Genomic DNA, 20,665 nt, shown 5'->3' with positions numbered 1-20,665 from the left:
GATCGACGAGGTTCGATTCCGATCTCGACCCCTGTAGCTCCCTCACCGCAACTTACGAACATCGACATTGATGTCGAGATCGATATTCGTCACGCAGGTCTGGGTGCTCCTATGCGAGCCGCCTTCATGCCGGCGGCCATCCCGCGCCCGGGCGCCACTGACATTGGCCAGCTTCAGGCAGCGCCATTGCGGCAGCGGCCTGCTGCTTTCGCCTGCAAACTGCCAGGCCAGCACGGCTTCGTCACCGGACTTGTCGGTGCCGATGATATGCGGACAGAGCTCGCGACGGCGGCCCTCGCAGACGCAAGTCACCTGTTGCTCGGCGAGGATCGCGTTCCGAAATAGCGTATAGGTTCGACTGGCCATTGCTCCCTCCAGATCGATCATCTGGCCTTGCCAACCACTTGAGTGTAGTGATGCGGGACTGGAAGGGTAACCATGCCGATCAATGACACCCAGCTCAGCAAATTTCTGAGCCTGGTCCTGCGCCACCAGCCGGAAACGATCGGGTTGGTGCTGGATTCGCACGGGTGGGCCAGCATCGACGACCTGATCGCCAAGGCAAATGTCGCCGGCACAAAGTTTGGCCGCGACGATCTGCTGCGCGTCGTCGCAGAGAGCGACAAGAAGCGTTTCTCGCTATCCCCTGGAACTGATCGCATTCGCGCCGCGCAAGGACATTCCGTCTCGGTTGAACTTGGCTTGGCGCCGCAGGAGCCGCCGTCGATCCTGCATCATGGCACGGCGACACGGTTTGTCGAGGCGATCCTGTCCGAGGGCCTGAAGCCGCAGGCGCGCCAGCAGGTGCATCTGTCCTCCGACGAGGCAACTGCGCAGCGTGTCGGTCAGCGCCACGGCCAGCCGCACATCTTCAAGGTCGATGCCGGCAGCATGCATGCCAAGGGATTCAAGTTTTTTCGCGCAGAGAACGGTGTGTGGCTGACCGACCATGTGCCGCCGGAGTTCCTGGCGTAGCTTACGTCCTGGATTTCCAAACGGTCTCCTCGGTCCAGCCGAGTTCGGCGAATTCGGCGGCTCGCAGCGGCGCTTCGCCTTCCGCGAAGAACTCGTCAAGCTGCGGCGGTACGACCCTTGTTTCGGACAGCATGGCATGCGCCTGTCCGCGGTGATGAATTTGATGCTGGAAGAGATGCATGAGCAGTCGGTCGCACCGTTCGGTCTGCACGGTTGTGTCGCGGTTGATCCGGACGAAGGCGTCGAGCCGTTCAGTTGTCAGCGCATCGCAGATAGCAATCAGGCGCTTGTCCATTGCGGCCTGGGCAGCTTTCAGCTCGGCTAAGGAGGGGTACGGCACCTCGTTCTTCCAGGCTGCCGGTCCGAGCCAACCCCCTTCAAGCGCATCGATGTAGAAGAAGTCGATGATGTAGATGTGGTTCAGCGTACGCTGCAGGCTTGGAAAGAAGCCGGTGCGGTGGGCTTCGAATTCAGACTGGGATAGCGCAGCGCAGGCGGCGAGCAGGCGATGGTTCGCCCAAGCGTTGTTGTGGGCGAAGGCGCGGTAGGTTTGGACGAGTCCAGCGGACATGTCGGTTCTTTCCCGATCGAATAGCGGCGGATTACGCTTCGCTAATCCGCCCTACAGCCCTGTGGCTTCGATGCCGCGCAATCTACTCCGCCGCCTCGCTCGCCGCACGCCTCCGCTTTGGCTTTCGCGCCTTCTCCAGCACCGGAGCCAAAAATTTGCCCGTATAGCTTCGCGGCGCCTTCGCAATGTCTTCCGGAGGTCCCCACGCCACGATCTCGCCGCCGCCGTCGCCGCCTTCGGGCCCTAGATCGATGACCCAGTCGGCGGTCTTGATGACCTCGAGATTGTGCTCGATGACGACGACCGTGTTTCCTTGCGCGACCAGCTCGTGCAGCACTTCAAGCAGCTTCTTGACGTCATGGAAGTGCAGGCCGGTGGTGGGCTCGTCCAGGATGTAGAGCGTGCGGCCGGTGGCGCGCTTTGACAATTCTTTTGCCAGCTTGACGCGCTGGGCTTCGCCGCCCGAGAGCGTCGTCGCTTGCTGGCCGACATGGATGTAGTCGAGGCCGACGCGGTGCAATGTCTGAAAAGTCTCGCGCACGCGCGGCACCGCCTTGAAGAACTCGGCAGCTTCCTCGACAGTCATGTCGAGCACGTCGGCGATGCTCTTGCCCTTGAACAGCACCTCCAGCGTCTCGCGGTTGTAGCGCTTGCCCTTGCAGACGTCGCAGGTGACGTAGACGTCGGGCAGGAAGTGCATCTCGATCTTGATGACGCCGTCGCCCTGGCAGGCCTCGCAGCGGCCGCCCTTGACGTTGAAGGAGAAGCGGCCGGGCTCGTAGCCACGTGCTTTCGCTTCCGGCAGGCCGGCGAACCATTCGCGGATCGGCGTGAAGGCGCCGGTATAGGTCGCCGGATTCGAGCGCGGGGTGCGGCCGATCGGCGACTGGTCGATGTCGATGATCTTGTCGATATGCTCGAGGCCCTCGATGCGGTCGTGCGGGGCGGCGCCCTCGCTGGCGTTGTTCAGCTTGCGGGCGATGGCGCGGTAGAGCGTATCGATCAGCAGCGTCGACTTGCCGCCGCCAGAGACGCCGGTCACGCAGGTGAACAGGCCGAGCGGAATTTCCGCCGTGACGTTCTTGAGGTTATTGCCGCGCGCGTTCACCACTTTGATGGTGCGGCGATGGTTCGGCGGACGCCGCTCCGGCACCTCGACCTCGAGCTCGCCGGTCAGGTATTTGCCGGTCAGCGATTTCGGGTTGCGCATGATCTCGGCGGGCGTGCCTTCGGCGACGATGTTGCCGCCATGCATGCCGGCGCCTGGGCCGATGTCGAGCACGTAGTCCGCAAGGCGGATGGCGTCCTCATCATGCTCGACCACGACCACGGTGTTGCCGAGGTCGCGCAGCCGCTTCAGTGTATCGAGCAGGCGGGCGTTGTCGCGCTGGTGCAGGCCGATCGAAGGCTCGTCCAGCACGTAGAGCACGCCTGTGAGCCCCGAGCCGATCTGCGAGGCGAGGCGGATGCGCTGGCTCTCGCCGCCGGACAGCGTGCCGGAGGAGCGGGACAGCGTCAGATAATTGAGGCCGACGTCGAGCAGGAAGGTGAGGCGCTCGCGGATCTCCTTCAGGATGCGGCCCGCGATCTCGTTCTGCTGCGCGTTCAGCGCCTCCGGCACGGTCTCGAACCATGCGCCGGCGCCCTTCACGGACAGCTCCGAGATTTCGCCGATATGCTTGCCACCGACCTTGACGCAGAGCGCCTCGGGCTTGAGCCGGAAGCCCTTGCAGCCCTCGCAGGGCACGTCGTGAAAATATTTCGCCAGCTCCTCGCGGGCCCACTCGCTCTCGGTCTCGCGGTAGCGGCGGTTGATGTTGGTGATGACGCCTTCGAACGGCTTCTTGGTGTCGTAGGAGCGCACCCCGTCCTCGTAGGAGAACTTGATCTCGTCCTCGCCCGAGCCGTAGAGAATCGCGTTTTGCGTCTTCTTCGGCAGATCCTTCCACTTGGTGTCGAGCGTGAACTTGTAGTGCTTGCCGAGCGCGGTCAGCGTCTGCACGTAATAGGGCGACGACGACTTGGCCCAGGGCGCGATCGCGCCCTTGCGCAGCGTCAGATCCTTCTCAGGGATGACGAGGTCTTCGTCGACATGCTGCTCGACGCCGAGGCCGCCGCAGGCGGGGCAGGCGCCGTAGGGATTGTTGAAGGAGAACAGGCGCGGCTCGATCTCGGGGATGGTGAAGCCGGAGACCGGGCAGGCGAACTTTTCCGAGAACAGGATGCGCTCGGGCCCGCTCTTGTCGTGGATTTTCGCGGTCTTCTTCTTTTCCTCCGCAGGCGCAGCCGCCGCGGGCGCATCGGCGAACTCGACGACGGCAAGGCCTTCGGCGAGCTTTAGCGCGGTCTCAAAGCTCTCGGCGAGGCGCTGGCCGATATCGGCACGCACCACGATGCGATCGACCACCACGTCGATATCGTGCGGGAATTTCTTGTCGAGGCTAGGAGCTTCCGCCAGCTCATGGAAGGTGCCGTCGATCTTGACGCGCTGAAAGCCCTTCTTGAGCCATTCGGCGAGCTCCTTCCTGTACTCGCCCTTGCGGCCGCGCACGACGGGGGCGAGCAGATAGAGGCGGGTACCCTCGGGCAGCGCCAACACGCGGTCGACCATCTGCGAGACGGTCTGGCTCTCGATCGGCAGGCCTGTGGCCGGCGAATAGGGTACGCCGACGCGGGCCCAGAGCAGGCGCATGTAGTCGTAGATTTCGGTGACGGTGCCGACGGTCGAGCGCGGGTTCTTCGACGTCGTCTTCTGCTCGATCGAGATCGCCGGCGACAGGCCGTCGATCTGGTCGACGTCGGGCTTCTGCATCATCTCCAGGAACTGGCGGGCATAGGCCGACAGCGATTCGACGTAGCGGCGCTGGCCCTCGGCATAGATGGTGTCGAAGGCGAGCGAGGATTTGCCGGAGCCGGATAGCCCGGTGAACACCACCAGCTTGTCGCGGGGAATCTCGACGTCGATATTCTTGAGGTTGTGCTCGCGCGCGCCGCGGATCGTAATTGCGCGCAGGCTGGAGCCCGCGTTCTGTTGTTGGCGCTTCGCCTTGATCACTTCATCCATCCGAGTTGCCCTCAAGGAAGCCCAAAGGTGCGCGATCGCGCCAACAAAAAAGGCGCGCTGCGCCCGGAACCGGGATCGGCGCCGATGGGTATGGCAGCGAACGTAGGAAGAACGGCGGCGGATTTCCAGTGGGACTTGCGAATCGTCAACGGATTGTTGGCGTGCTGGCGGGATCTGGCAGCAGGAACGCGCGGAACCGCTCGCGGAGCACCCAGCCAAAACAAAGAGGCCGGCGCGAGGCCGGCCTTTCGTGACGATGTGACGTCGATCGTGATCAGTACTTCGCGACCACCGGGCCACCGAAGGTGTAGTTGAGTCGAACGGTAGCCATGTCCACGTCCTGCTTGATGCTGTCGGTGCGAGTGGTCACGCCGAGGAAGGTGAAGGTCTCGTTGTGCCTGCCCATGAACAGGTGGTTGTATTCGACACCGACCGACCAGTTCGGAGCGAAGCCGAATTCTATGCCGGTGCCGACGGTACCGCCCCAGCGCGTTTCGTTCGCGGTGTCGAGCGTAACGCCGCCAAAACTACCAGTGTACTTGTTGTGAGTGACGGCAGCGCCGCCCTTCACGTACCAAAGCACGTTGTTCCAGGCATAACCGACCTGGCCAGTGAAGAGGCCAATGGCGTCGATCCTGGTCTCGTTCACCAGCGGCGCGAGCGCGGCAGGCGAGCTGATGTTCGAACCCTTCAGGTCAGCCCAGTCGCCCTGGGCTTCGAGACCGAACACCCAGTTGGCGGACTGCCAGCGATAACCGATCTGGCCGCCGACGAGTGCGCCGGTCGCATTGTGACAACCTTCGGCCACCGCCGGAGCGACCACGAAGGGGCCGACACTGGTGAGATCCCAACAGTTGCGGCTCCAGCCACCGCCGGCGTTGGCGCCGAGGTAGAAACCGCTCCAGTTGTACACCGCGATCGGTGCCACCGGAGCCTTGGTGTAGGGGCGGGCCGCCAAATCGGCCGCCGAGGCCGGTGCCAACGCGCTGAGTGCGAACAAGCTGGCCGAAGCCAGCAAAAGCTTCTTCATATCCATTCCCCACTTCCATTTCTCATTCCGGTCTTCCGGAGAGCGGAAGAGCAGCGGACCTTATGACTCAAGCAACGTCATTGCTTTTACACCATTGAAGCCAAAGGTTGTGTCACCCAGCGGCCACACCCCTTCGAAAAGCGCGAGCGAACGGGCGGCCGCAACAAACAAAAAGGCCGGCGCGAGGCCGGCCTTTCGTGACGATGATGCGTCAGAGACGAAGCTCAGTACTTGGCGACGACCGGGCCGCCGAAGTGGTAGTTCACGCCGACCTGCACGGTGTGGAGGTCGAGAGTGCCGGTGTTGACCGGGAAGACGCCCGAGAAGTAGGTCTCGCCGCCCAGGCTGCGATAGAGGTACTCGCCCTTGACCGACCAGTTCGGAGCAAACATCGCCTCGACGCCCGCGCCGACCGTCCAGCCCGAATGGAACTGGCTCTCCGAGAGGCTCAGAACAGGGGGCGCGCTGACGCTGATCTTGTTGTTGATCCAGGCGTAACCACCCGTGGCGTACAGCAGGACGCTCGGGGAAGCGAGCCAGCCGATGCGACCACGCACGGTGCCGAGCGCGTCGATACGCGAACTGACCGTCGTGGGAACGAGGGCGCCACCAAAATCAACAAGACCGGTCGCCGAGGCGTTTACGTCAGCCCACGCGCCATCAGCTTCGATGCCGAACACGACGTTGGAGGTCTGCCAGTTGTAGCCAACGGTGCCGCCGACGAAACCGCCCTGCATGCGCGGATCATCGGAGCTGTTTTCCCAGGCGCCGCCACCGACGATACCCAGGTAAAAGCCGGTCCAGTTGTAGACCGAGGCCACAGGCGCGGGGGCCTTGGTGTAGGGGCGGGCTGCCAGATCAGCAGCCGAAGCGGGGGCCGCAAGGGCGAATACACAGGCCGAAGCCAACAAAACCTTCTTCATTTTCAACTTAATCCCAGTCCCAGTTTCTGTTGTTGCCTTCCGTGGCGGAAGGGCAGCGGACTCAAACGGCCCAACTGACGCCGTCTTTACACCACCAAAGCCGCAAGTTGTGTCTCCGAAAAGCCACAACAGCGGAAAAGGTGATGGTTGCTGACTTATTTACGTCCAGGCATGTGCCGAAAAAAAGAAGGGCCGGCGCTGGGGCCGGCCCTTCGTTTCGCTCACGATAGGTGGGATATCAGTACCTCGCGACCAGCGGGCCGCCGAAGCGATAGTTCAAGCGGACCAGACCCATGTCGACGTCCTGACTGATGCGATCGCTCCCGAAGGCAACGCCCGCAGGCGTCGTGAAGGCGATCGTACGGTCGCCGAGGAAGATGTGGTTGTACTCGACGCCGAGCGTCCAGTTCGGAGCAAATCCGAATTCCAGGCCGGCGCCAACGGTGCCGCCCCAGCGGGTCTCGCGAGCCGACGCCAGCAGCGTGCCGGCGCCAGGCGTGCCAGGAGCGGCATAGACGTCGTACTTGTCCCCGACTACGGCGGCGCCGCCCTTCACATAGAGCAGCACGTTGTTCCAGGCATAACCGACCTGGCCCGTGATCAGGCCAAAAGCATCGATGTGAGAGCGGTTACGATCACCGGTGACCAAAGCGCTTCCAGGGAAGAGGAGGCTGACGTTGTCCCCCGAGAAGTCAGCCCAGTTGCCCTGGCCCTCGAGGCCGAACACCCAATTGGCCGACTGCCAGCGGTAGCCGATCTGACCACCGACCGTGCCGCCGGTCGCATCGTGACAGCCTTCAGCCACCAGAACGCCCGTGACCGGGGTCACGAAGTCCCAGCACTTGCGGCTCGTGCCGCCGCCGCCGTTGACGCCGATGTAGAAGCCGCTCCAGTCGTAAACCGCGGCGACCGCCGGGGCCGGAGCCTTGGTGTAGGGACGCGCAGCCATATCCGCCGCGCTTGCCGGAGCCGACAGCCCCAATGCCATTGCACTGATTACGCCGAAAAGAATCTTATTCATTGCAGTCTCCCCAAGTTTCGTCCGCTTCATGAAAGTCCCTGAAGCGGCTGATCAGACGCGACACCCATATGAATCAATTCCAAGGCAAAGGTAGCCTAAGGAAAGGGCAGAGTCCGTCTCCGGAAAGCCACACTCGCCAGACTATTGACAGGTTCCATCTTGATGAATGTTAAGAGTTTTTTCCTATTCAAGGGAACTCGAAAAGGTTCCATTCGGGGCTGACGTTTTTCGCGGCACGCGGGAAAATGTCTGCCCGCCCATGATGAAGAACAAATCTGGAACAAACGTGCGCGCGATGCTATATGTGGGGATAACCTTGGGGGTGGCAGGCTGATCGGTGTCCGCAAGCGTATAGGGTCGCCCTGGCGGGCGCAGAGGAACGCGGGCAGCGGATTCGCCCTTTTGAAATTCAGTGGCATTCGGAGTGGAGAGCGGCGATGGCGGGAAGCGTCAACAAGGTCATTCTGGTTGGAAATCTCGGCAAGGATCCCGAAATCCGCCGCACCCAGGACGGGCGGCCGATCGCGAATTTGAGCATCGCGACCTCGGAGACCTGGCGCGACAAGAACACCGGCGAGCGCAAGGAGAAGACCGAGTGGCATCGCGTCGTGATCTTCTCTGAGCCGCTTTGCAAGATCGTCGAACAGTATCTGAAGAAGGGCGCAAAGGTTTACATCGAAGGCGCGCTCCAGACCCGCAAGTACACCGACCAGAGCGGCGTCGAGAAATACTCGACCGAGGTCGTGCTGCAGGGCTTCAACTCAACGCTGACGATGCTGGACGGCCGCGGTGGCGGCGGCGGAGGTGGCAGCTTCGGCGACGAGCCGGGCGGCGACTTCGGCTCCTCCGGACCCGTCAGCAGCGCGCCGCGCCGTCCCGTTGCCGCCGGCGGCGGCCGCAACAGCGACATGGACGACGACATCCCGTTCTAGGACTTCGGAAGAGGCGGCTAGTCTCGGCGCAGATAACGGCCAACTCGGTTTTCAAGGATCCGCACCAGGACAGGATCCATGAATTCATAGTCGTCCGGAATGTCGAGACAGATGACCCGTTTGTTGTACAAGCTGGAGCGGAATTTCCGGTTCAGCTTGGTCCGGTGGGTCTTTTCCATGACGAAGATGACGTCGGCCCATTCAATCTGCTCGGCGGACAGCAAGACGTCCGCGCCGTTCGAAATGCCGGCCGAGTCGGTCTCGATCCCGGGCCAGGTCGAAAACACCTGCTCGGCGGTAGGGCTGCGGAGGCGATTGGCGCTGCAGACGAAAAGGACGTTGGTCACTTTGCCGCTCTCGGAGACGATCGGTCAGGTATCGGCGGGATGATTGGTCAGTGCTTTTCGGGCGGGCTTCCGAGAGTTCCTGCTACATAAATACAGTTCTTTGGTCGACGGCTTTTCCGGCCTAAGCTTATGTGCGCCTCAAGTCTTCGGCGAGATGTGATGTGAATGATATTAACTTTCATGTTAATCATACTCACATCAGTCTCCGCCGGACACGAGGAAGCCCTGCATGAGCCTTGCGCCGCTGCTTGAGGCCGCGCCGGTGGTCCCGCTGCATGCCTTTGCCGCAATGGCCGCCCTTGTGCTTGGCCTCTTCCAGTTCTCCGCCCCCAAGGGCACGCTGCCGCACCGGACTATCGGCTGGATCTGGGTGGTCCTGATGGTGTTCGTGGCCGCCTCGTCGTTCTGGATCCACGAGATCCGTCTGGTCGGGCCGTTCAGCCCGATCCATGTCTTGTCGATCTTCACCCTGGCGGTGCTGCCGCTGGCGGTATGGCGTGCGCGCACCCATCGCGTCGCCGACCACCGGCGGATGATGATCTTCATCTTTTTCGGCGCCCTGGTGGTGGCGGGACTGTTCACGCTGGTGCCTGGGCGCATCATGCACCGGGTGACTTTCGGGGCGTGAGAGCCGGTTCCGCCCAGTCCGTTCCGGCCTCGTCCGCGGCCGTGGCGCGAAGGGCGTAAGTCTCTGGAAAAACAGTCGGAAAAAGCGCTTCCCCAGAGCTCGGCAAGGGTGGTTATCAGGGGTGTGATGCGCTATATGATTCCCAGATAAAACCTCACCGGATTTCCCCTTGGCTGACGACGATAACAAGCCCGGCGACCAGCCGGCGCAACCCTCGGACATTCGCCCCGTCTCCATCCTCGACGAGATGAAGAAGTCCTACCTCGATTACGCCATGAGCGTGATCGTGTCGCGCGCGCTGCCCGATGCGCGCGACGGCCTGAAGCCGGTGCATCGGCGCATCCTGTTCTCGATGAACGAGCAGGGCTTCACGCCCGACAAGAAGCACAAGAAGTCCGCCGGTATCGTCGGTGACGTCATGGGTAAATACCACCCTCATGGCGACCAGGCGATCTACGACGCGCTGGTGCGCATGGCGCAGGACTTCTCGATGCGCGAGTTGCTGGTGGACGGGCAGGGCAATTTCGGCTCGGTCGACGGCGACCCGGCGGCGGCCATGCGCTACACCGAGTCCCGCCTGACCAAGATCGCGCTGAAGCTGCTTGAGGACATCGACAGCGACACCGTCGACTTCCAGGACAATTACGACGGTTCCGAGAAGGAGCCGGTGGTCCTGCCGGCGCGGTTCCCGAACCTGCTGGTCAACGGCGCGGGCGGCATTGCCGTCGGCATGGCGACCAACATCCCGCCGCACAATCTCGGCGAGGTGATCGACGCCTGTATTGCGCTGATCGACAATCCCTCGCTGACCATCGACGAGCTCATCAACATCATTCCCGGCCCGGATTTCCCGACTGGCGGCATCATCCTTGGACGCCAGGGCATCCGCAGCGCCTACCATCTCGGCCGTGGCTCCATCGTGATGCGCGGCAAGGTCACGTTCGAGACCATTCGCAAGGATCGAGAGGCGATCGTCATCACCGAGATTCCGTATCAGGTGAACAAGGCGACGATGGTCGAGCGCATCGCCGAGCTCTACAAGGAAAAGAAGATCGAGGGCATCTCCGACCTGCGCGACGAGTCCGACCGCGAGGGCTATCGCGTCGTCGTCGAGCTCAAGCGCGACGCCGTGCCCGACGTGGTACTGAACCAGCTCTACAAGTTCACCCCGCTGCAGACGAGCTTCGGCGTCAACGCGGTTGCGCTCGATTCCGGGCGTCCGCAGACGATGAACTTGAAGGATATGTTGACGATCTTCGTCGGCTTCCGCGAGCAGGTCGTTACCCGGCGCACCAAGTACAAGCTGCGCAAGGCGCGTGAGCGCGCCCATGAGCAGGTCGGCCTCGCCATCGCGGTCGCCAACATCGACGAGATCATCAAGGTGATCCGCACCTCGCCGACACCGGCGGCGGCCCGTGACACCCTGATGACGCGTGATTGGCCCGCGCGCGACGTCGAGGACATCATCACGCTGATCGATGACCCGCGTCACCGGATCAACGAGGACGGCACGATCCGCCTCTCGCTGGAGCAGGCGAGGGCGATCCTCGAATTGCGTCTCGCACGTCTCACCGCGCTCGGCCGCGACGAGATTGGCGGCGAGCTGTCGAAGCTCGCCGGGGAGATCGGCGACTATCTCGCGATCCTGCGCTCACGCGCGCGCATCCTGGACATCATCAAGACCGAGCTTGCCGAGGTGAAGACCGAGTTCGCCACGCCCCGCCGCACCGTGATCATGGAGCAGGAGGGCGAGGTCGAGGACGAGGACCTGATCCAGCGCGAAGACATGGTCGTCACGGTCTCGCACGCCGGCTACGTCAAGCGCGTGCCGCTGTCGGCCTACCGGGCGCAGCGCCGCGGCGGCAAGGGCCGCTCCGGCATGCAGACCCGCGACGAGGATTTCGTCAGCCGGCTCTTCGTCGCCTCGACCCATACTCCGGTGCTGTTCTTCTCCTCGCGCGGCCAGGTCTACAAGGAAAAGGTCTGGCGGCTGCCGATGGCCGCGCCGAACGCGCGCGGCAAGGCCATGATCAACATCCTGCCGCTGGAGCAGGGCGAGCGCATCACCACCATCATGCCGCTGCCGGAGGATGAATCGACCTGGGGCCAGCTCGACGTGATGTTCGCGACCACGGGCGGCAACGTCCGGCGCAACAAGCTGTCCGACTTCGTCGACGTCCGCCGCTCCGGCATCATCGCCATGAAGCTCGACGACAACGAGGCGATCGTCGACGTGCAGATCTGCACCGAGCGCGACGACGTGCTGCTGACCGCTGCGGGCGGCCAGTGCATCCGCTTCCCCGTCACCGATGTGCGCGTATTCACCGGGCGCACCTCGATGGGCGTGCGCGGCATTGCGCTCGGCGAAGGCGACAAGGTGATTTCGCTGGCGATCCTGCGCCACGTCGACACCACCTCGGACGAGCGCTCGGCCTATTTGAAGATGCGCCGCGCGGTCGCGGGCGAAGCCGCCGCGGAAGAGGCGCCGGCCGATGCCGAGGCCGAGGAGACCTCGGGCAGCTTCCAGCTCCCGCAGGAGCGCTATGTCGAAATGTCGGCGCAGGAGCAGGTCGTGCTGACCGTCTCCGTCAACGGCTACGGCAAGCGGACCTCGTCCTACGAGTACCGCACCACCGGCCGCGGCGGCAAAGGCATCGTCGCCATGAGCGTCAACCACCGCAACGGTAATCTCGTCGCCTCGTTCCCCGTGGAGGAGGCGGATCAAATCATGCTGGTCACCGACAAGGGCCAGCTGATCCGCTGCCCGGTCGAAGGCATCCGCATCGCCGGCCGCTCGACGCAAGGCGTGATCGTGTTCGACACCGCCGAGGACGAGCACGTGGTGTCAGTCGAGCACATCACGGAAGAGGCCGAGAACGGGAATGGAGCGAACGGGGAATAGAGGCTGGCGAATCGGGACTCATCCACCCGCCGTTCCTCGCAGCCGATAGTGCCCCCTGAACGAGATCGCGCCCGTCGGGCCATTCCGACGGGCGCGAGCGTCGCGTAGTCTGCGACGAGACGTCACAAATATTCCTGGGGTCTTGAGGGACCCGCCCGACGCGAACCTGACAGATCCGATTACGGCGTGCGGTTGGCGGTCACGAGGCGGGCCTCGCGGACGTTGGCCTTGGTGCCGGCGCTACGCAGGCAGGACGCTTCGAAGTTCGGCCAGGCCTGCTGCGAGCAGTCACGGCCGATGCTGCGGATGTCGAGCCGGTCGCTCTTGGCCAGCGGCTGCGGCACGCTGGCTTCGACCTTCGGGGCAAAGCCGGGCAGGAGGGTGAGGGCCGCGGCAACACACGCAGACAGAGCGATCGCTGAAATGGTCTTGATCATGACAGTCCCCTGTGATGCGGCCGCCTACGCCCAGTACGCGGCCCGTCATTCGTTGGCCGGATTAGTAACCATGGCCAGTTTCCGGACGTCTTCGCCGATGTGGGAAATGGTTTCGTTCGCGCTCCGTTTTGTTTCGTGGCCGCCCGAGGACGAAACAAACCGGCTGCCGCTGACGCCCAACGGGACATTTTCGGAGGGGCTGGACCGGAAACGGGCTAGGAACCTGCCCGGCTTGCCGGCCCGGGCGGGGCGCGGTAGGACGGGGCCATGCCGCGCATCGCCTTCTACCCAGGTTCCTTCGACCCCATCACCAACGGCCATCTGGACGTGGTCCGGCACAGCGTTTCCTTGTGCGACAGGCTCGTGGTCGCGATCGGGGTGCATCCCGGCAAGAAGCCGCTGTTCTCGACCGAGGAGCGCCTCAAGATGCTCGAGGAGGTCTGCGGTCCGATTGCGGCGCAGGCCGGCTGCGTGCTGGAGGCGACGACGTTCGACGATCTGTCGGTGACCGCGGCGCGCAAGCACGGCGCGACCATCATGATCCGGGGCCTGCGCGACGGCACCGACCTCGATTACGAGATGCAGCTCGCCGGCATGAACGAGGCCATGGCGCCGGAGGTGCATACGGTCTTCCTGCCGGCCTCTCCCATGGTCCGCCCGATCACCGCCACTTTGGTGCGCCAGATCGCCGGCATGGGCGGGGACGTCTCGGCCTTCGTCCCGCCGCAGGTCGCGGCACAGCTCAAGGCCAAATTCGCCTGAAAACGGCGCGCTTCCTCTTCTCTCTGATCCGGAGTTGTCATGATCCGAATTCTCGCAGTTCTTGCCGCGCTTCTGTTCGCGGCGCCGGCGGTGGCGCAGCAATTGCCGGCAAATCTCGACAAGGCCAACGCCATCGTCATCGACAGCACCAAGGGCCGCATCGTCATCAAGCTCAGGACCGACATCGCGCCCCAGCATGCCGAACGCATCAAGCAGCTGGCGCGCGAAGGCTTCTACAACAACGTGCCGTTCCACCGCGTCATGGACGGCTTCATGGCGCAGACCGGCGACGGCCAGAACGGCAACGGCACCGGCGGCTCGAAATACCCGAACCTGAAGCAGGAATTCTCCAAGGTGCATTTTGCCCGCGGCATCGTCGGCATGGCCCGGCGCGGCGACAGCGTCGACAGCGCCAACTCGCAGTTCTTCATCATGTTCGCCGACGGCGGCAGCCTCGACGGCCAGTACACCGTGATCGGCGAGGTGGTGCAGGGCATGGACGTCGTCGACAAGCTGAAGAAGGCGCCCCCCGGCTCGCCCGGCGGCTCCGTCACCGATCCCGACAAGATGGTGAAGGTGCAGGTCGCCTCAGACATCAAATAGGCGCGGCCATGGCGCGCCGCGGTGGCAGGCTCCTGCTGGTTGCCGCGGTGCTGTTGCTCGCCACCTCCCGTGCGGCCGTGGAGGCCGCCCAGGTCGACACGATCCAGGACATCTTCCGGCACCTGCGCACCTGCTGGAGACCGCCGTCGCCGGCGAGGGCCCGCCCACTCGACATCACCGTCCTGGTGAGCTTTAACCGGGCCGGAAACATTCTGGGCCATCCGAGGATTACCTATGAATCCGCGGAGGCCTCTGACAACGACCGGCTGCAATACCGGATCGCGGTGATGGAGGCGTTGCAACGCTGCACGCCGGTGCCATTTACCGATGCAATGGCCGGCGCCGCCGCGGGACGTCCATTCGCGATCCAGTTCCGCAGCCGCAAGACGTCACCCGACAAGACTTCACCCCCAACGCAAGAGAGACGAGCATGAGCGTCACCGAAAACACCCTGATCCTCGAGACCACGCAGGGCCCCGTCACCATCGAGATGCGCCCCGACCTCGCGCCCGGCCATGTCGCGCGTATCAAGGAGCTGGTCCGTGAGGGCTTCTACGACGGCATCGTGTTTCACCGCGTGATCGAGGGCTTCATGGCGCAGACCGGCTGCCCGCACGGCACCGGCACCGGCGGCTCCGGCAAGAAGCTGAAGGCCGAGTTCAACAAGGAGCCGCATGTGCGCGGCACCGCCTCGATGGCCCGCGCCGCCAATCCCGATTCCGGCGACAGCCAGTTCTTCATCTGCTTCGACGACGCCCGCTTCCTCGACAACCAGTACACGGTGTGGGGCAAGGTCACCGAGGGCATGGAGAACGTCGACAAGATCAAGCGCGGCGAGCCGGTGCAGAACCCCGACAAGATCGTCAAGGCGCGGATGGCCGCGGACAAGGAATAGTCACTCGATCCTCATCCTGAGGAGCGCGGAACGCGCGTCTCGAGGGATGAAGGCCCCACTGCTGCAACCCGGCCTTCATGGTTCGAGACGGCGCTAAGCGCCTCCTCACCATGAGGGTCTGGCTGTGTCGCGCCAAGCCTGCTCATGCGCACCGATCTCTTCGATTTCGATCTGTCGCCCGAGCGCATCGCGCTGCGCCCGGCGAGCCCGCGCGATTCCGCGAGGATGCTGGTCGTCGAGAATGGCGCGCTGCGCGATCAGATCATTTCCGACCTGCCGCAATGGCTGAGGCCGGGCGACCAACTCGTCGTCAACGACACCAAGGTGATTGCGGCGCAATTGAAGGGTCGCCGCATCGGCCGCGAGACCGAGCCGAAGATCGAGGCGACGCTGATCAAGCGCCTCGACGGCTCGCGCTGGCAGGCGCTGGTGAAGCCGGCCAAGAAGCTCGCCCCCGGCGACCGCATCCGCTTCGGCAACGACGGCAAGGTCTGCCTGCTCGGCCATCTCGACGCCGAGGTCGAGGCCAAGGGCACCGAGGGCGAGGTGACGCTGTCGTTCTCGTTCCATGGCCCGGCGCTGGACCAGGCCATCGCCGATCTCGGCAGCCCGCCGCTGCCGCCCTACATCGCCTCCAAGCGCACGCCAGACGATCAGGACCTCGCTGATTACCAGACCATGTTCGCGGCGAATGAAGGCGCAGTTGCAGCGCCGACCGCGGGGCTGCATTTCACGCCCGCGCTGGAGCAGGCGCTGCGCGACCGCGGCGTCGGCCTCAACCGCGTGACGCTGCATGTCGGGGCAGGGACGTTCCTGCCGGTGAAGGTCGACGACACCGAAGCCCACAAGATGCACGCCGAGTGGGGCACGATCTCGGCCGCAACGGCGGAGCGGCTCAACGCCGCGCGGAAGACCGGCGGCCGTATCGTTGCCGTCGGTACAACGTCATTGCGGCTGCTCGAAAGCGCCGCGAGCGAGGACGGCACGATCCAGCCATTCGCCGCCGAGACGTCGATCTTCATCACGCCCGGCTATCGCTTCCGCGCGATCGATATTCTGATGACGAATTTCCACCTTCCGAAGTCGACGCTGTTCATGCTGGTGTCGGCCTTCTCCGGGCTCGCGACGATGAAGCAGGCCTATGCGCACGCGATCGCGAGCGGATACCGGTTCTATTCGTATGGCGATGCGTGTTTGCTGTTTCGAGCGGTCCCGTAGGGTGGATTAGCCGTCAGGCGTAATCCACCGCTTCTGTTTCCGCGGATATGAAAGAGGTGGGTTACGCCCAGCGGCCGCGCTTCGCGCATCCGCTAGGCTAACCCACCCTACGCACCTCCCGTTACGCCATCACCTTCTGCGGCAACAGCTCGGCGATCTGCACGGCGTTCAGCGCCGCGCCCTTGAGCAGCTGATCGGCTGCCACGAACATCGAGATCGAATGGCCTGAGGGGTCGCTGAGATCCTTGCGGATGCGACCGACCAGGACGTCGTCCTGGCCCGAGGCGTCGATCGGCATCGGGAAGTAGTTCTTGGCGCGGTCGTCGACCACCTTGACGCCGGGCGCCCGCGCCATGATGGCATGGACCTGGTCCTCGCTGATCGGCTTCTCGCATTCGAAGGTGATGGCTTCGCAATGGGCGCGCAGCACCGGCACGCGCACGCAGGTGACGCCGACGGCGATGCTGTCGTCCTCGAAGATCTTGCGGGTCTCCTTGATGACCTTGGTCTCTTCGTCGTTGTAGCCGGTCTCGGGGTCGATGGCGGTGTTGTGGTTGAACAGGTTGAAGGCGTAGGGGTGCGGCATCACCTTCGGCGTATAGACCTGCCCGTTGAGGTTGGCGCGGGTGGATTCGACGAGCTCCTCCATCGCGGCGGCGCCGGCGCCGCTGGCCGCCTGATAGGTCGAGATGATCACGCGCTTGATGCGGTTCTGCTGGTGGATCGGCCACAGCGGCACCAGTGCGGTGATCGCGGCGCAGTTCGGGTTGGCGATGATGCCCTTGTGGTCGCGGATGCGGCTCGCGTTGATCTCGGGGATCACCAGCGGCACGTTTGGGTCCATGCGGAAGGCCGAGGAATTGTCGACCACGACGGCGCCGGCCTTCACCGCGATCGGTGCATACTTCCTGGAGATGCTGCCGCCGGCGGAGAACAGCGCGATGTCGACGCCGTCGAAGGAGCGCTCGGTCAACTCCTCGATGGCCACGCTCTGCCCGCGGAACGACACCGTCTTGCCGGCCGAGCGGGCGCTCGCCAGTGCCTTGAGCTTGCCGACGCGAAAGCCGCGCTTGTCCATGGTGGCGATGAATTCGGCGCCCACCGCACCGGTGACGCCGACAATCGCGACGACGGGATCGTTACTCACTTTGTCCTCCGTTGCATTGAGAATTTAGACAACAAAAAAGCCCCGGACCATCGAGGGCGGGGCTTGCCGTAGAGCTGATGCGTTTAAGTCGACGACCTACGCGCGCACGCCTCCCCGGGCCCCTTCGGCCGTGGTGGTTTTGGTCGTGCGTTTGGTAGTCGTGAACATGGCGGCGACTTATGCGGGAGAGTCTTGCGGCCGTCAATGGCTTTTCGGCCCGGCCGATGCCGGGGGCAGCCTGCCGCTATTTGGCACCCGCTATTTCCCCTTGGCGCCAGGCGGCTCCAGGGTGACCTCCTTGAGGTCGTCGCCGCTGACGACGACGATCGAGAAGTTCAGCCGGCCGCGCTCGCGGACCAGCCCGCCGCTGATGGCCTTGCCTGCGGCGGCGCGCTCGGCGACGCGTACGGCATCGGAGAGGCGGTGCCTGATCGCACCCAGCGCTGCGAGGTTGCTGCGGTCCTCGCGGTCGAGCTCGGTGAGGGGTAGGGCCGCTTCCCCGCCGACCAGTTCGCCGGTCGAAGCATTGATGGTGTGGCGCCAGATCCGGTCGTTGTGCAGTGTCTTCACCCGGTAGACCGGCACGCCCGAGCCGCCATCGAAGCTCACATCGGCGGTGGTGGCGCCGGCATGGCGGGCTTCGGCAATCGCCATGGCCTGGCTGATCGTGATCGAGGAGCTGCGGAACCGCTCTATTTCGCGGCTGACTGCCTGGCGGTCCGCTTCGGCATCACCATCTGTGTCGCTGTGAAGCGCGGTCGGCGTGCTCGCGGTCACGATGGCCTGTGCCGGTGCGGCGATGAGCAGCGCGGGCAATGCGATCGCAAGCAGGTGCGAGGTCCATCGTTGGGCAGTCGTCATGCTCGAAACCCTCGGCCAGCGAGTGTGCCGGATGATCGTAAAGAATTCGCGGCCGGCCTTGGGCATCGGCCGGCCGCGGAGCGCCGCGGCAGGCTGTACCCGCCGCGGCGATCGAAGCGGGTCCGGACCTCTTTGGGGCTGGTGAAAAAAGCGGCCCGAACCGACTGTAATGAAACCATACCGTATCGTTTTATTTCGGTCAATGACGCCGCATTGTCGCCCCCTGGGGAAAGCACGCAAGCTCACGGAATTGTCAGCGGGAGGAGCGGCGCCGTGGCGCGAGTTTCGAGGTGTCCTGGACGCGGTCGGCAGGTCCCAGCGCGCCGGCCAGGAACAGCTTGATCGCCGCGCGCATGCGCTTCTCGGCAGCCTTCAGCTCCAGCGCCGTTCCGAACGTCGCCATACGATGGGTGTGGCCGACGACGACGTCGAGGAACACCTCGGCTGCGATGGTGGTGTCGTCGACATCGAGCGCGCCTTGCGCCACCAGATGGTCGAAGAAGCGCGCCGTGGTGGCGACGGCCTTCAGCCAGCCTTCCTCCTTGCCGAGCTTGGCGACGTCGGGGAAGTTGATGGCCTGTGCCGTCATCATGCGGCTAAAGGCGACGGCATCCGGGCCGCAGGTGAAGGTCAGCATCTCGCGTCCGATCTCGACCAGCCGCTGCTCGACCGGGATGTTCGAGGCGCTGGAGAGCTGCGTCTCCGCCGCCGCCGACAGCGGCGCAAGCCAGCGCTCGATCTCGCGCCTCAGCACGGCCGCGAACAGACCGCGCTTGTCGCCATAGCGGGAATAGACGGTGGGCTTGCTGACCCGCGCAGCTTCCGCGACCGCATCGAGAGAAGTCGCATCGAAGCCGCGATCAAGGAACAGGCGGGTGGCGACCTCGATCAGCCGCAGATCGCGCTCGATCGCAGCGGTCTTCGTCGGCCGGCCACCACGCGATTTCGGCACCTCGCGCCGTGGCGCTGCCGGTCTTGTCCTGGTCGCAGTCAATCCCATGCCCAATGATTCCTGCGCGGTCGTGATATCGGTCATTCGCTCTATATCGCGCAGGAGCGGAGGCGTCATCGCGAATCTGGCCAAATTGGCCATATCGTCAACGGTTTTGGTATTGCCTCGTTCCGTCACGAGGGATCACGGCAGCGTCGAGGTCCAGGCCTGGCCGGATGCAGCCTTCTCGTATCCGTACTGGTAGAGCGCCCGCATATAGGTTGTGTCGAACCCTTCCGACGGCGGCGCAGGATAGTCGCGCGCGATGTAGGAGAGATGGAAGCCCAGCCGGTTGCGCTTAGCGAAATCGTAGGTCGAGAAGATGATCGAGCGCGTCTGCGATTGGGTGATCGCCGACAGGCTGCGCGAGGCGACGTCGATGGTGCCGTTGGAGACGAGCTCGAAGTTGCGTTCGATCTTCTTGTTGACGAGGATGTAGATGTCCACCTTCGCATTGCCGGGCAGACGGCCGCTCTGGAACAGCAGAGCTTCGGGCAAGGTCAGCACCGGCGCGGTCACGCCGCCATCGACATGCATCTCCTGAAACTTGCGGCCCCCGCCTTCGGCATCGATCATGATGGGCGGAAACACCAGGGGAATGCTGGCGGAGGCCGCCATCACGTCGCGAAACAGCTTGAGCGCCTCGGGCGTTCCGACCGCGGCAATCTTGCCCATGTCCCAGATCGCGGTGCGCTGCGTGTCGAGGTCGGTCGTCACCACGAGCAGCCTGCGGCCCTTGGCGTGCTCGCGCGCGACCTGTGCCATGATCTCGGGCCCGACATAGCGTGCAACGAGCTCGCGCAGCCGCGTGTTGCCGAACAGGCCGGATCCGAACAGCACGCGCATGATGCTGGGATCGTTCAGGAGGCTCTCCGCGATGCCGCTGGTGTAGACCTCCTTCAGCGTGTCGTCATATTGCGGTCCGAGAAACGCGAACGGCGCGATCAGGCCGCCGGTGCTGACTCCCGAGACGACCGAGAAGGTGGGGCGGGTTCGGGCCGCGGTCCAGCCGTTGAGCACGCCGACGCCATAGGCGCCGTCAGCGCCGCCGCCGGACAGCGCCAGATAGGTTCTCGTCGCAGTGCTGTTGTCTTTATCGAAGCTGAACTTGGTGACCGGCTCGTCGGCGTAGCGCCGGAGGCCGTCGATATCCAGCACGCGCGAGGCGCTGGCTTCAGCGGCTGTGTAGGGCGTGCGGGGCAGGGCGGTGCAGGCGCCGAGCGCCAGGCTGCAGATCAGGACCACCGATCCGATCAGGCCGACGCCAGTCTGCCTGATCCGGTCACGCGAGGAGACGGATGCGTCGGTCGAACACGAAGGGTACGGCATTGTCGGTGGCTGGCGATCACGCATCTACC

General features: G+C 64.1%; 21 protein-coding genes. 9 read left to right on the top strand and 12 right to left on the bottom strand.

The features are described from left to right. Positions 1-42 precede the first annotated feature (42 nt). Entirely contained in the window at positions 43-387 is a 345-nt protein-coding gene (locus I6F37_RS00325; protein ID WP_225149990.1) for a hypothetical protein, read from the bottom strand. Positions 388-438: 51 nt separating this feature from the next. Here I6F37_RS00325 and I6F37_RS00320 point away from each other — a divergent pair, with 51 nt between their 5' ends. Then, positions 439-975 carry an RNA 2'-phosphotransferase gene (locus I6F37_RS00320; RefSeq protein WP_225149988.1) on the top strand — a complete coding sequence of 179 codons (537 nt, stop codon included), beginning with the start codon at positions 439-441 and terminating at the stop codon, positions 973-975. Position 976: 1 nt separating this feature from the next. On the opposite strand, the gene I6F37_RS00315 is transcribed toward I6F37_RS00320, so the two are convergent. The 5 genes from I6F37_RS00315 to I6F37_RS00295 form a co-directional block, all read right to left on the bottom strand. Next, positions 977-1,546: a DinB family protein gene (locus I6F37_RS00315; protein WP_225149986.1), complete on the bottom strand. Its 570-nt coding sequence runs from the start codon at positions 1,544-1,546 to the stop codon at positions 977-979. Between the two features lie 82 nt (positions 1,547-1,628). Beyond that, entirely contained in the window at positions 1,629-4,610 is a 2,982-nt protein-coding gene (gene uvrA / locus I6F37_RS00310; RefSeq protein ID WP_057029260.1) for an excinuclease ABC subunit UvrA, read from the bottom strand. Positions 4,611-4,884: 274 nt separating this feature from the next. Further along, entirely contained in the window at positions 4,885-5,640 is a 756-nt protein-coding gene (locus I6F37_RS00305) for an outer membrane protein (RefSeq protein ID WP_225133838.1), read from the bottom strand. A gap of 224 nt (positions 5,641-5,864) precedes the next feature. Beyond that, complete coding sequence (locus tag I6F37_RS00300) at positions 5,865-6,563, bottom strand: outer membrane protein (protein WP_036012666.1); 699 nt, start codon at positions 6,561-6,563, stop codon at positions 5,865-5,867. 238 nt (positions 6,564-6,801) lie between these two features. Beyond that, positions 6,802-7,584, bottom strand: a complete 783-nt coding sequence (locus I6F37_RS00295; RefSeq protein WP_036028162.1) for an outer membrane protein — start codon at positions 7,582-7,584, stop codon at positions 6,802-6,804. A 437-nt stretch (positions 7,585-8,021) separates the two neighbouring features. Between I6F37_RS00295 and I6F37_RS00290 the strand changes: the two genes are divergently transcribed. After that, positions 8,022-8,516, top strand: coding sequence for a single-stranded DNA-binding protein (locus I6F37_RS00290; RefSeq protein ID WP_025036423.1), 495 nt, complete (start codon positions 8,022-8,024; stop codon positions 8,514-8,516). Between the two features lie 17 nt (positions 8,517-8,533). On the opposite strand, the gene I6F37_RS00285 is transcribed toward I6F37_RS00290, so the two are convergent. Further along, the gene (locus I6F37_RS00285) at positions 8,534-8,863 is read right to left on the bottom strand and encodes a low molecular weight protein tyrosine phosphatase family protein (RefSeq protein WP_036012656.1); all 330 of its coding nucleotides are present in this window, start codon (positions 8,861-8,863) and stop codon (positions 8,534-8,536) included. A gap of 229 nt (positions 8,864-9,092) precedes the next feature. Here I6F37_RS00285 and I6F37_RS00280 point away from each other — a divergent pair, with 229 nt between their 5' ends. Both I6F37_RS00280 and gyrA read left to right on the top strand, forming a co-directional pair. Continuing rightward, a complete protein-coding gene (locus I6F37_RS00280; protein ID WP_036012654.1) occupies positions 9,093-9,491 on the top strand; it encodes a DUF2306 domain-containing protein in 399 nt (132 codons plus the stop codon). 169 nt (positions 9,492-9,660) lie between these two features. Further along, entirely contained in the window at positions 9,661-12,393 is a 2,733-nt protein-coding gene (gene gyrA, locus I6F37_RS00275; protein WP_036012653.1) for a DNA gyrase subunit A, read from the top strand. Between the two features lie 179 nt (positions 12,394-12,572). Here the strand turns inward: gyrA and I6F37_RS00270 are convergent, their stop codons facing one another. Then, complete coding sequence (locus I6F37_RS00270) at positions 12,573-12,830, bottom strand: hypothetical protein (RefSeq protein ID WP_036012649.1); 258 nt, start codon at positions 12,828-12,830, stop codon at positions 12,573-12,575. A gap of 267 nt (positions 12,831-13,097) precedes the next feature. Between I6F37_RS00270 and coaD the strand changes: the two genes are divergently transcribed. The 5 genes from coaD (at position 13,098) to queA (ending at position 16,308) form a co-directional block, all read left to right on the top strand. After that, entirely contained in the window at positions 13,098-13,592 is a 495-nt protein-coding gene (gene coaD / locus I6F37_RS00265) for a pantetheine-phosphate adenylyltransferase (RefSeq protein ID WP_036012646.1), read from the top strand. A gap of 39 nt (positions 13,593-13,631) precedes the next feature. Beyond that, complete coding sequence (locus tag I6F37_RS00260) at positions 13,632-14,195, top strand: peptidylprolyl isomerase (protein ID WP_036012644.1); 564 nt, start codon at positions 13,632-13,634, stop codon at positions 14,193-14,195. Between the two features lie 8 nt (positions 14,196-14,203). Further along, complete coding sequence (locus I6F37_RS00255; RefSeq protein ID WP_036028153.1) at positions 14,204-14,629, top strand: hypothetical protein; 426 nt, start codon at positions 14,204-14,206, stop codon at positions 14,627-14,629. After that, positions 14,626-15,090 (top strand): peptidylprolyl isomerase, encoded by a 465-nt coding sequence (locus tag I6F37_RS00250; protein ID WP_018642141.1) that lies wholly within the window; start codon positions 14,626-14,628, stop codon positions 15,088-15,090. The genes I6F37_RS00255 and I6F37_RS00250 overlap by 4 nt, the downstream gene beginning before the upstream one ends. Before the next feature lie 144 nt (positions 15,091-15,234). Beyond that, complete coding sequence (queA, locus tag I6F37_RS00245) at positions 15,235-16,308, top strand: tRNA preQ1(34) S-adenosylmethionine ribosyltransferase-isomerase QueA (RefSeq protein ID WP_225149984.1); 1,074 nt, start codon at positions 15,235-15,237, stop codon at positions 16,306-16,308. 121 nt (positions 16,309-16,429) lie between these two features. Here the strand turns inward: queA and I6F37_RS00240 are convergent, their stop codons facing one another. The 4 genes from I6F37_RS00240 to I6F37_RS00225 form a co-directional block, all read right to left on the bottom strand. Then, positions 16,430-17,455 (bottom strand): aspartate-semialdehyde dehydrogenase, encoded by a 1,026-nt coding sequence (locus I6F37_RS00240; protein ID WP_036012619.1) that lies wholly within the window; start codon positions 17,453-17,455, stop codon positions 16,430-16,432. A 258-nt stretch (positions 17,456-17,713) separates the two neighbouring features. Further along, entirely contained in the window at positions 17,714-18,316 is a 603-nt protein-coding gene (locus tag I6F37_RS00235; protein WP_036012631.1) for a PepSY domain-containing protein, read from the bottom strand. A 253-nt stretch (positions 18,317-18,569) separates the two neighbouring features. Further along, positions 18,570-19,316 carry a TetR/AcrR family transcriptional regulator gene (locus tag I6F37_RS00230; RefSeq protein WP_036012628.1) on the bottom strand — a complete coding sequence of 249 codons (747 nt, stop codon included), beginning with the start codon at positions 19,314-19,316 and terminating at the stop codon, positions 18,570-18,572. Positions 19,317-19,451: 135 nt separating this feature from the next. Continuing rightward, positions 19,452-20,660, bottom strand: a complete 1,209-nt coding sequence (locus tag I6F37_RS00225; RefSeq protein ID WP_051057135.1) for a patatin-like phospholipase family protein — start codon at positions 20,658-20,660, stop codon at positions 19,452-19,454. Positions 20,661-20,665 lie beyond the last annotated feature (5 nt).

It is taken from the genome of Bradyrhizobium sp. NBAIM08 (assembly GCF_020193935.1).
GTDB lineage: Bacteria > Pseudomonadota > Alphaproteobacteria > Rhizobiales > Xanthobacteraceae > Bradyrhizobium > Bradyrhizobium yuanmingense.
This window is presented reverse-complemented; position numbering and strand designations above follow the sequence as displayed.

Coding starts and splice junctions, on each gene's coding strand:
- I6F37_RS00250 (WP_018642141.1), top strand. CDS start 14,626: ATGAGCGTCACCGAAAACACCCTGATCCTCGAGACCACGCAGGGCCCC.
- I6F37_RS00270 (WP_036012649.1), bottom strand. CDS start 12,830: ATGATCAAGACCATTTCAGCGATCGCTCTGTCTGCGTGTGTTGCCGCG.
- coaD (WP_036012646.1), top strand. CDS start 13,098: ATGCCGCGCATCGCCTTCTACCCAGGTTCCTTCGACCCCATCACCAAC.
- I6F37_RS00305 (WP_225133838.1), bottom strand. CDS start 5,640: ATGAAGAAGCTTTTGCTGGCTTCGGCCAGCTTGTTCGCACTCAGCGCG.
- I6F37_RS00280 (WP_036012654.1), top strand. CDS start 9,093: ATGAGCCTTGCGCCGCTGCTTGAGGCCGCGCCGGTGGTCCCGCTGCAT.
- I6F37_RS00325 (WP_225149990.1), bottom strand. CDS start 387: ATGATCGATCTGGAGGGAGCAATGGCCAGTCGAACCTATACGCTATTT.
- I6F37_RS00260 (WP_036012644.1), top strand. CDS start 13,632: ATGATCCGAATTCTCGCAGTTCTTGCCGCGCTTCTGTTCGCGGCGCCG.
- uvrA (WP_057029260.1), bottom strand. CDS start 4,610: ATGGATGAAGTGATCAAGGCGAAGCGCCAACAACAGAACGCGGGCTCC.
- I6F37_RS00255 (WP_036028153.1), top strand. CDS start 14,204: ATGGCGCGCCGCGGTGGCAGGCTCCTGCTGGTTGCCGCGGTGCTGTTG.
- queA (WP_225149984.1), top strand. CDS start 15,235: ATGCGCACCGATCTCTTCGATTTCGATCTGTCGCCCGAGCGCATCGCG.
- I6F37_RS00295 (WP_036028162.1), bottom strand. CDS start 7,584: ATGAATAAGATTCTTTTCGGCGTAATCAGTGCAATGGCATTGGGGCTG.
- I6F37_RS00290 (WP_025036423.1), top strand. CDS start 8,022: ATGGCGGGAAGCGTCAACAAGGTCATTCTGGTTGGAAATCTCGGCAAG.
- I6F37_RS00320 (WP_225149988.1), top strand. CDS start 439: ATGCCGATCAATGACACCCAGCTCAGCAAATTTCTGAGCCTGGTCCTG.
- I6F37_RS00315 (WP_225149986.1), bottom strand. CDS start 1,546: ATGTCCGCTGGACTCGTCCAAACCTACCGCGCCTTCGCCCACAACAAC.
- I6F37_RS00300 (WP_036012666.1), bottom strand. CDS start 6,563: ATGAAGAAGGTTTTGTTGGCTTCGGCCTGTGTATTCGCCCTTGCGGCC.
- I6F37_RS00230 (WP_036012628.1), bottom strand. CDS start 19,316: ATGGGATTGACTGCGACCAGGACAAGACCGGCAGCGCCACGGCGCGAG.
- I6F37_RS00225 (WP_051057135.1), bottom strand. CDS start 20,660: ATGCGTGATCGCCAGCCACCGACAATGCCGTACCCTTCGTGTTCGACC.
- I6F37_RS00235 (WP_036012631.1), bottom strand. CDS start 18,316: ATGACGACTGCCCAACGATGGACCTCGCACCTGCTTGCGATCGCATTG.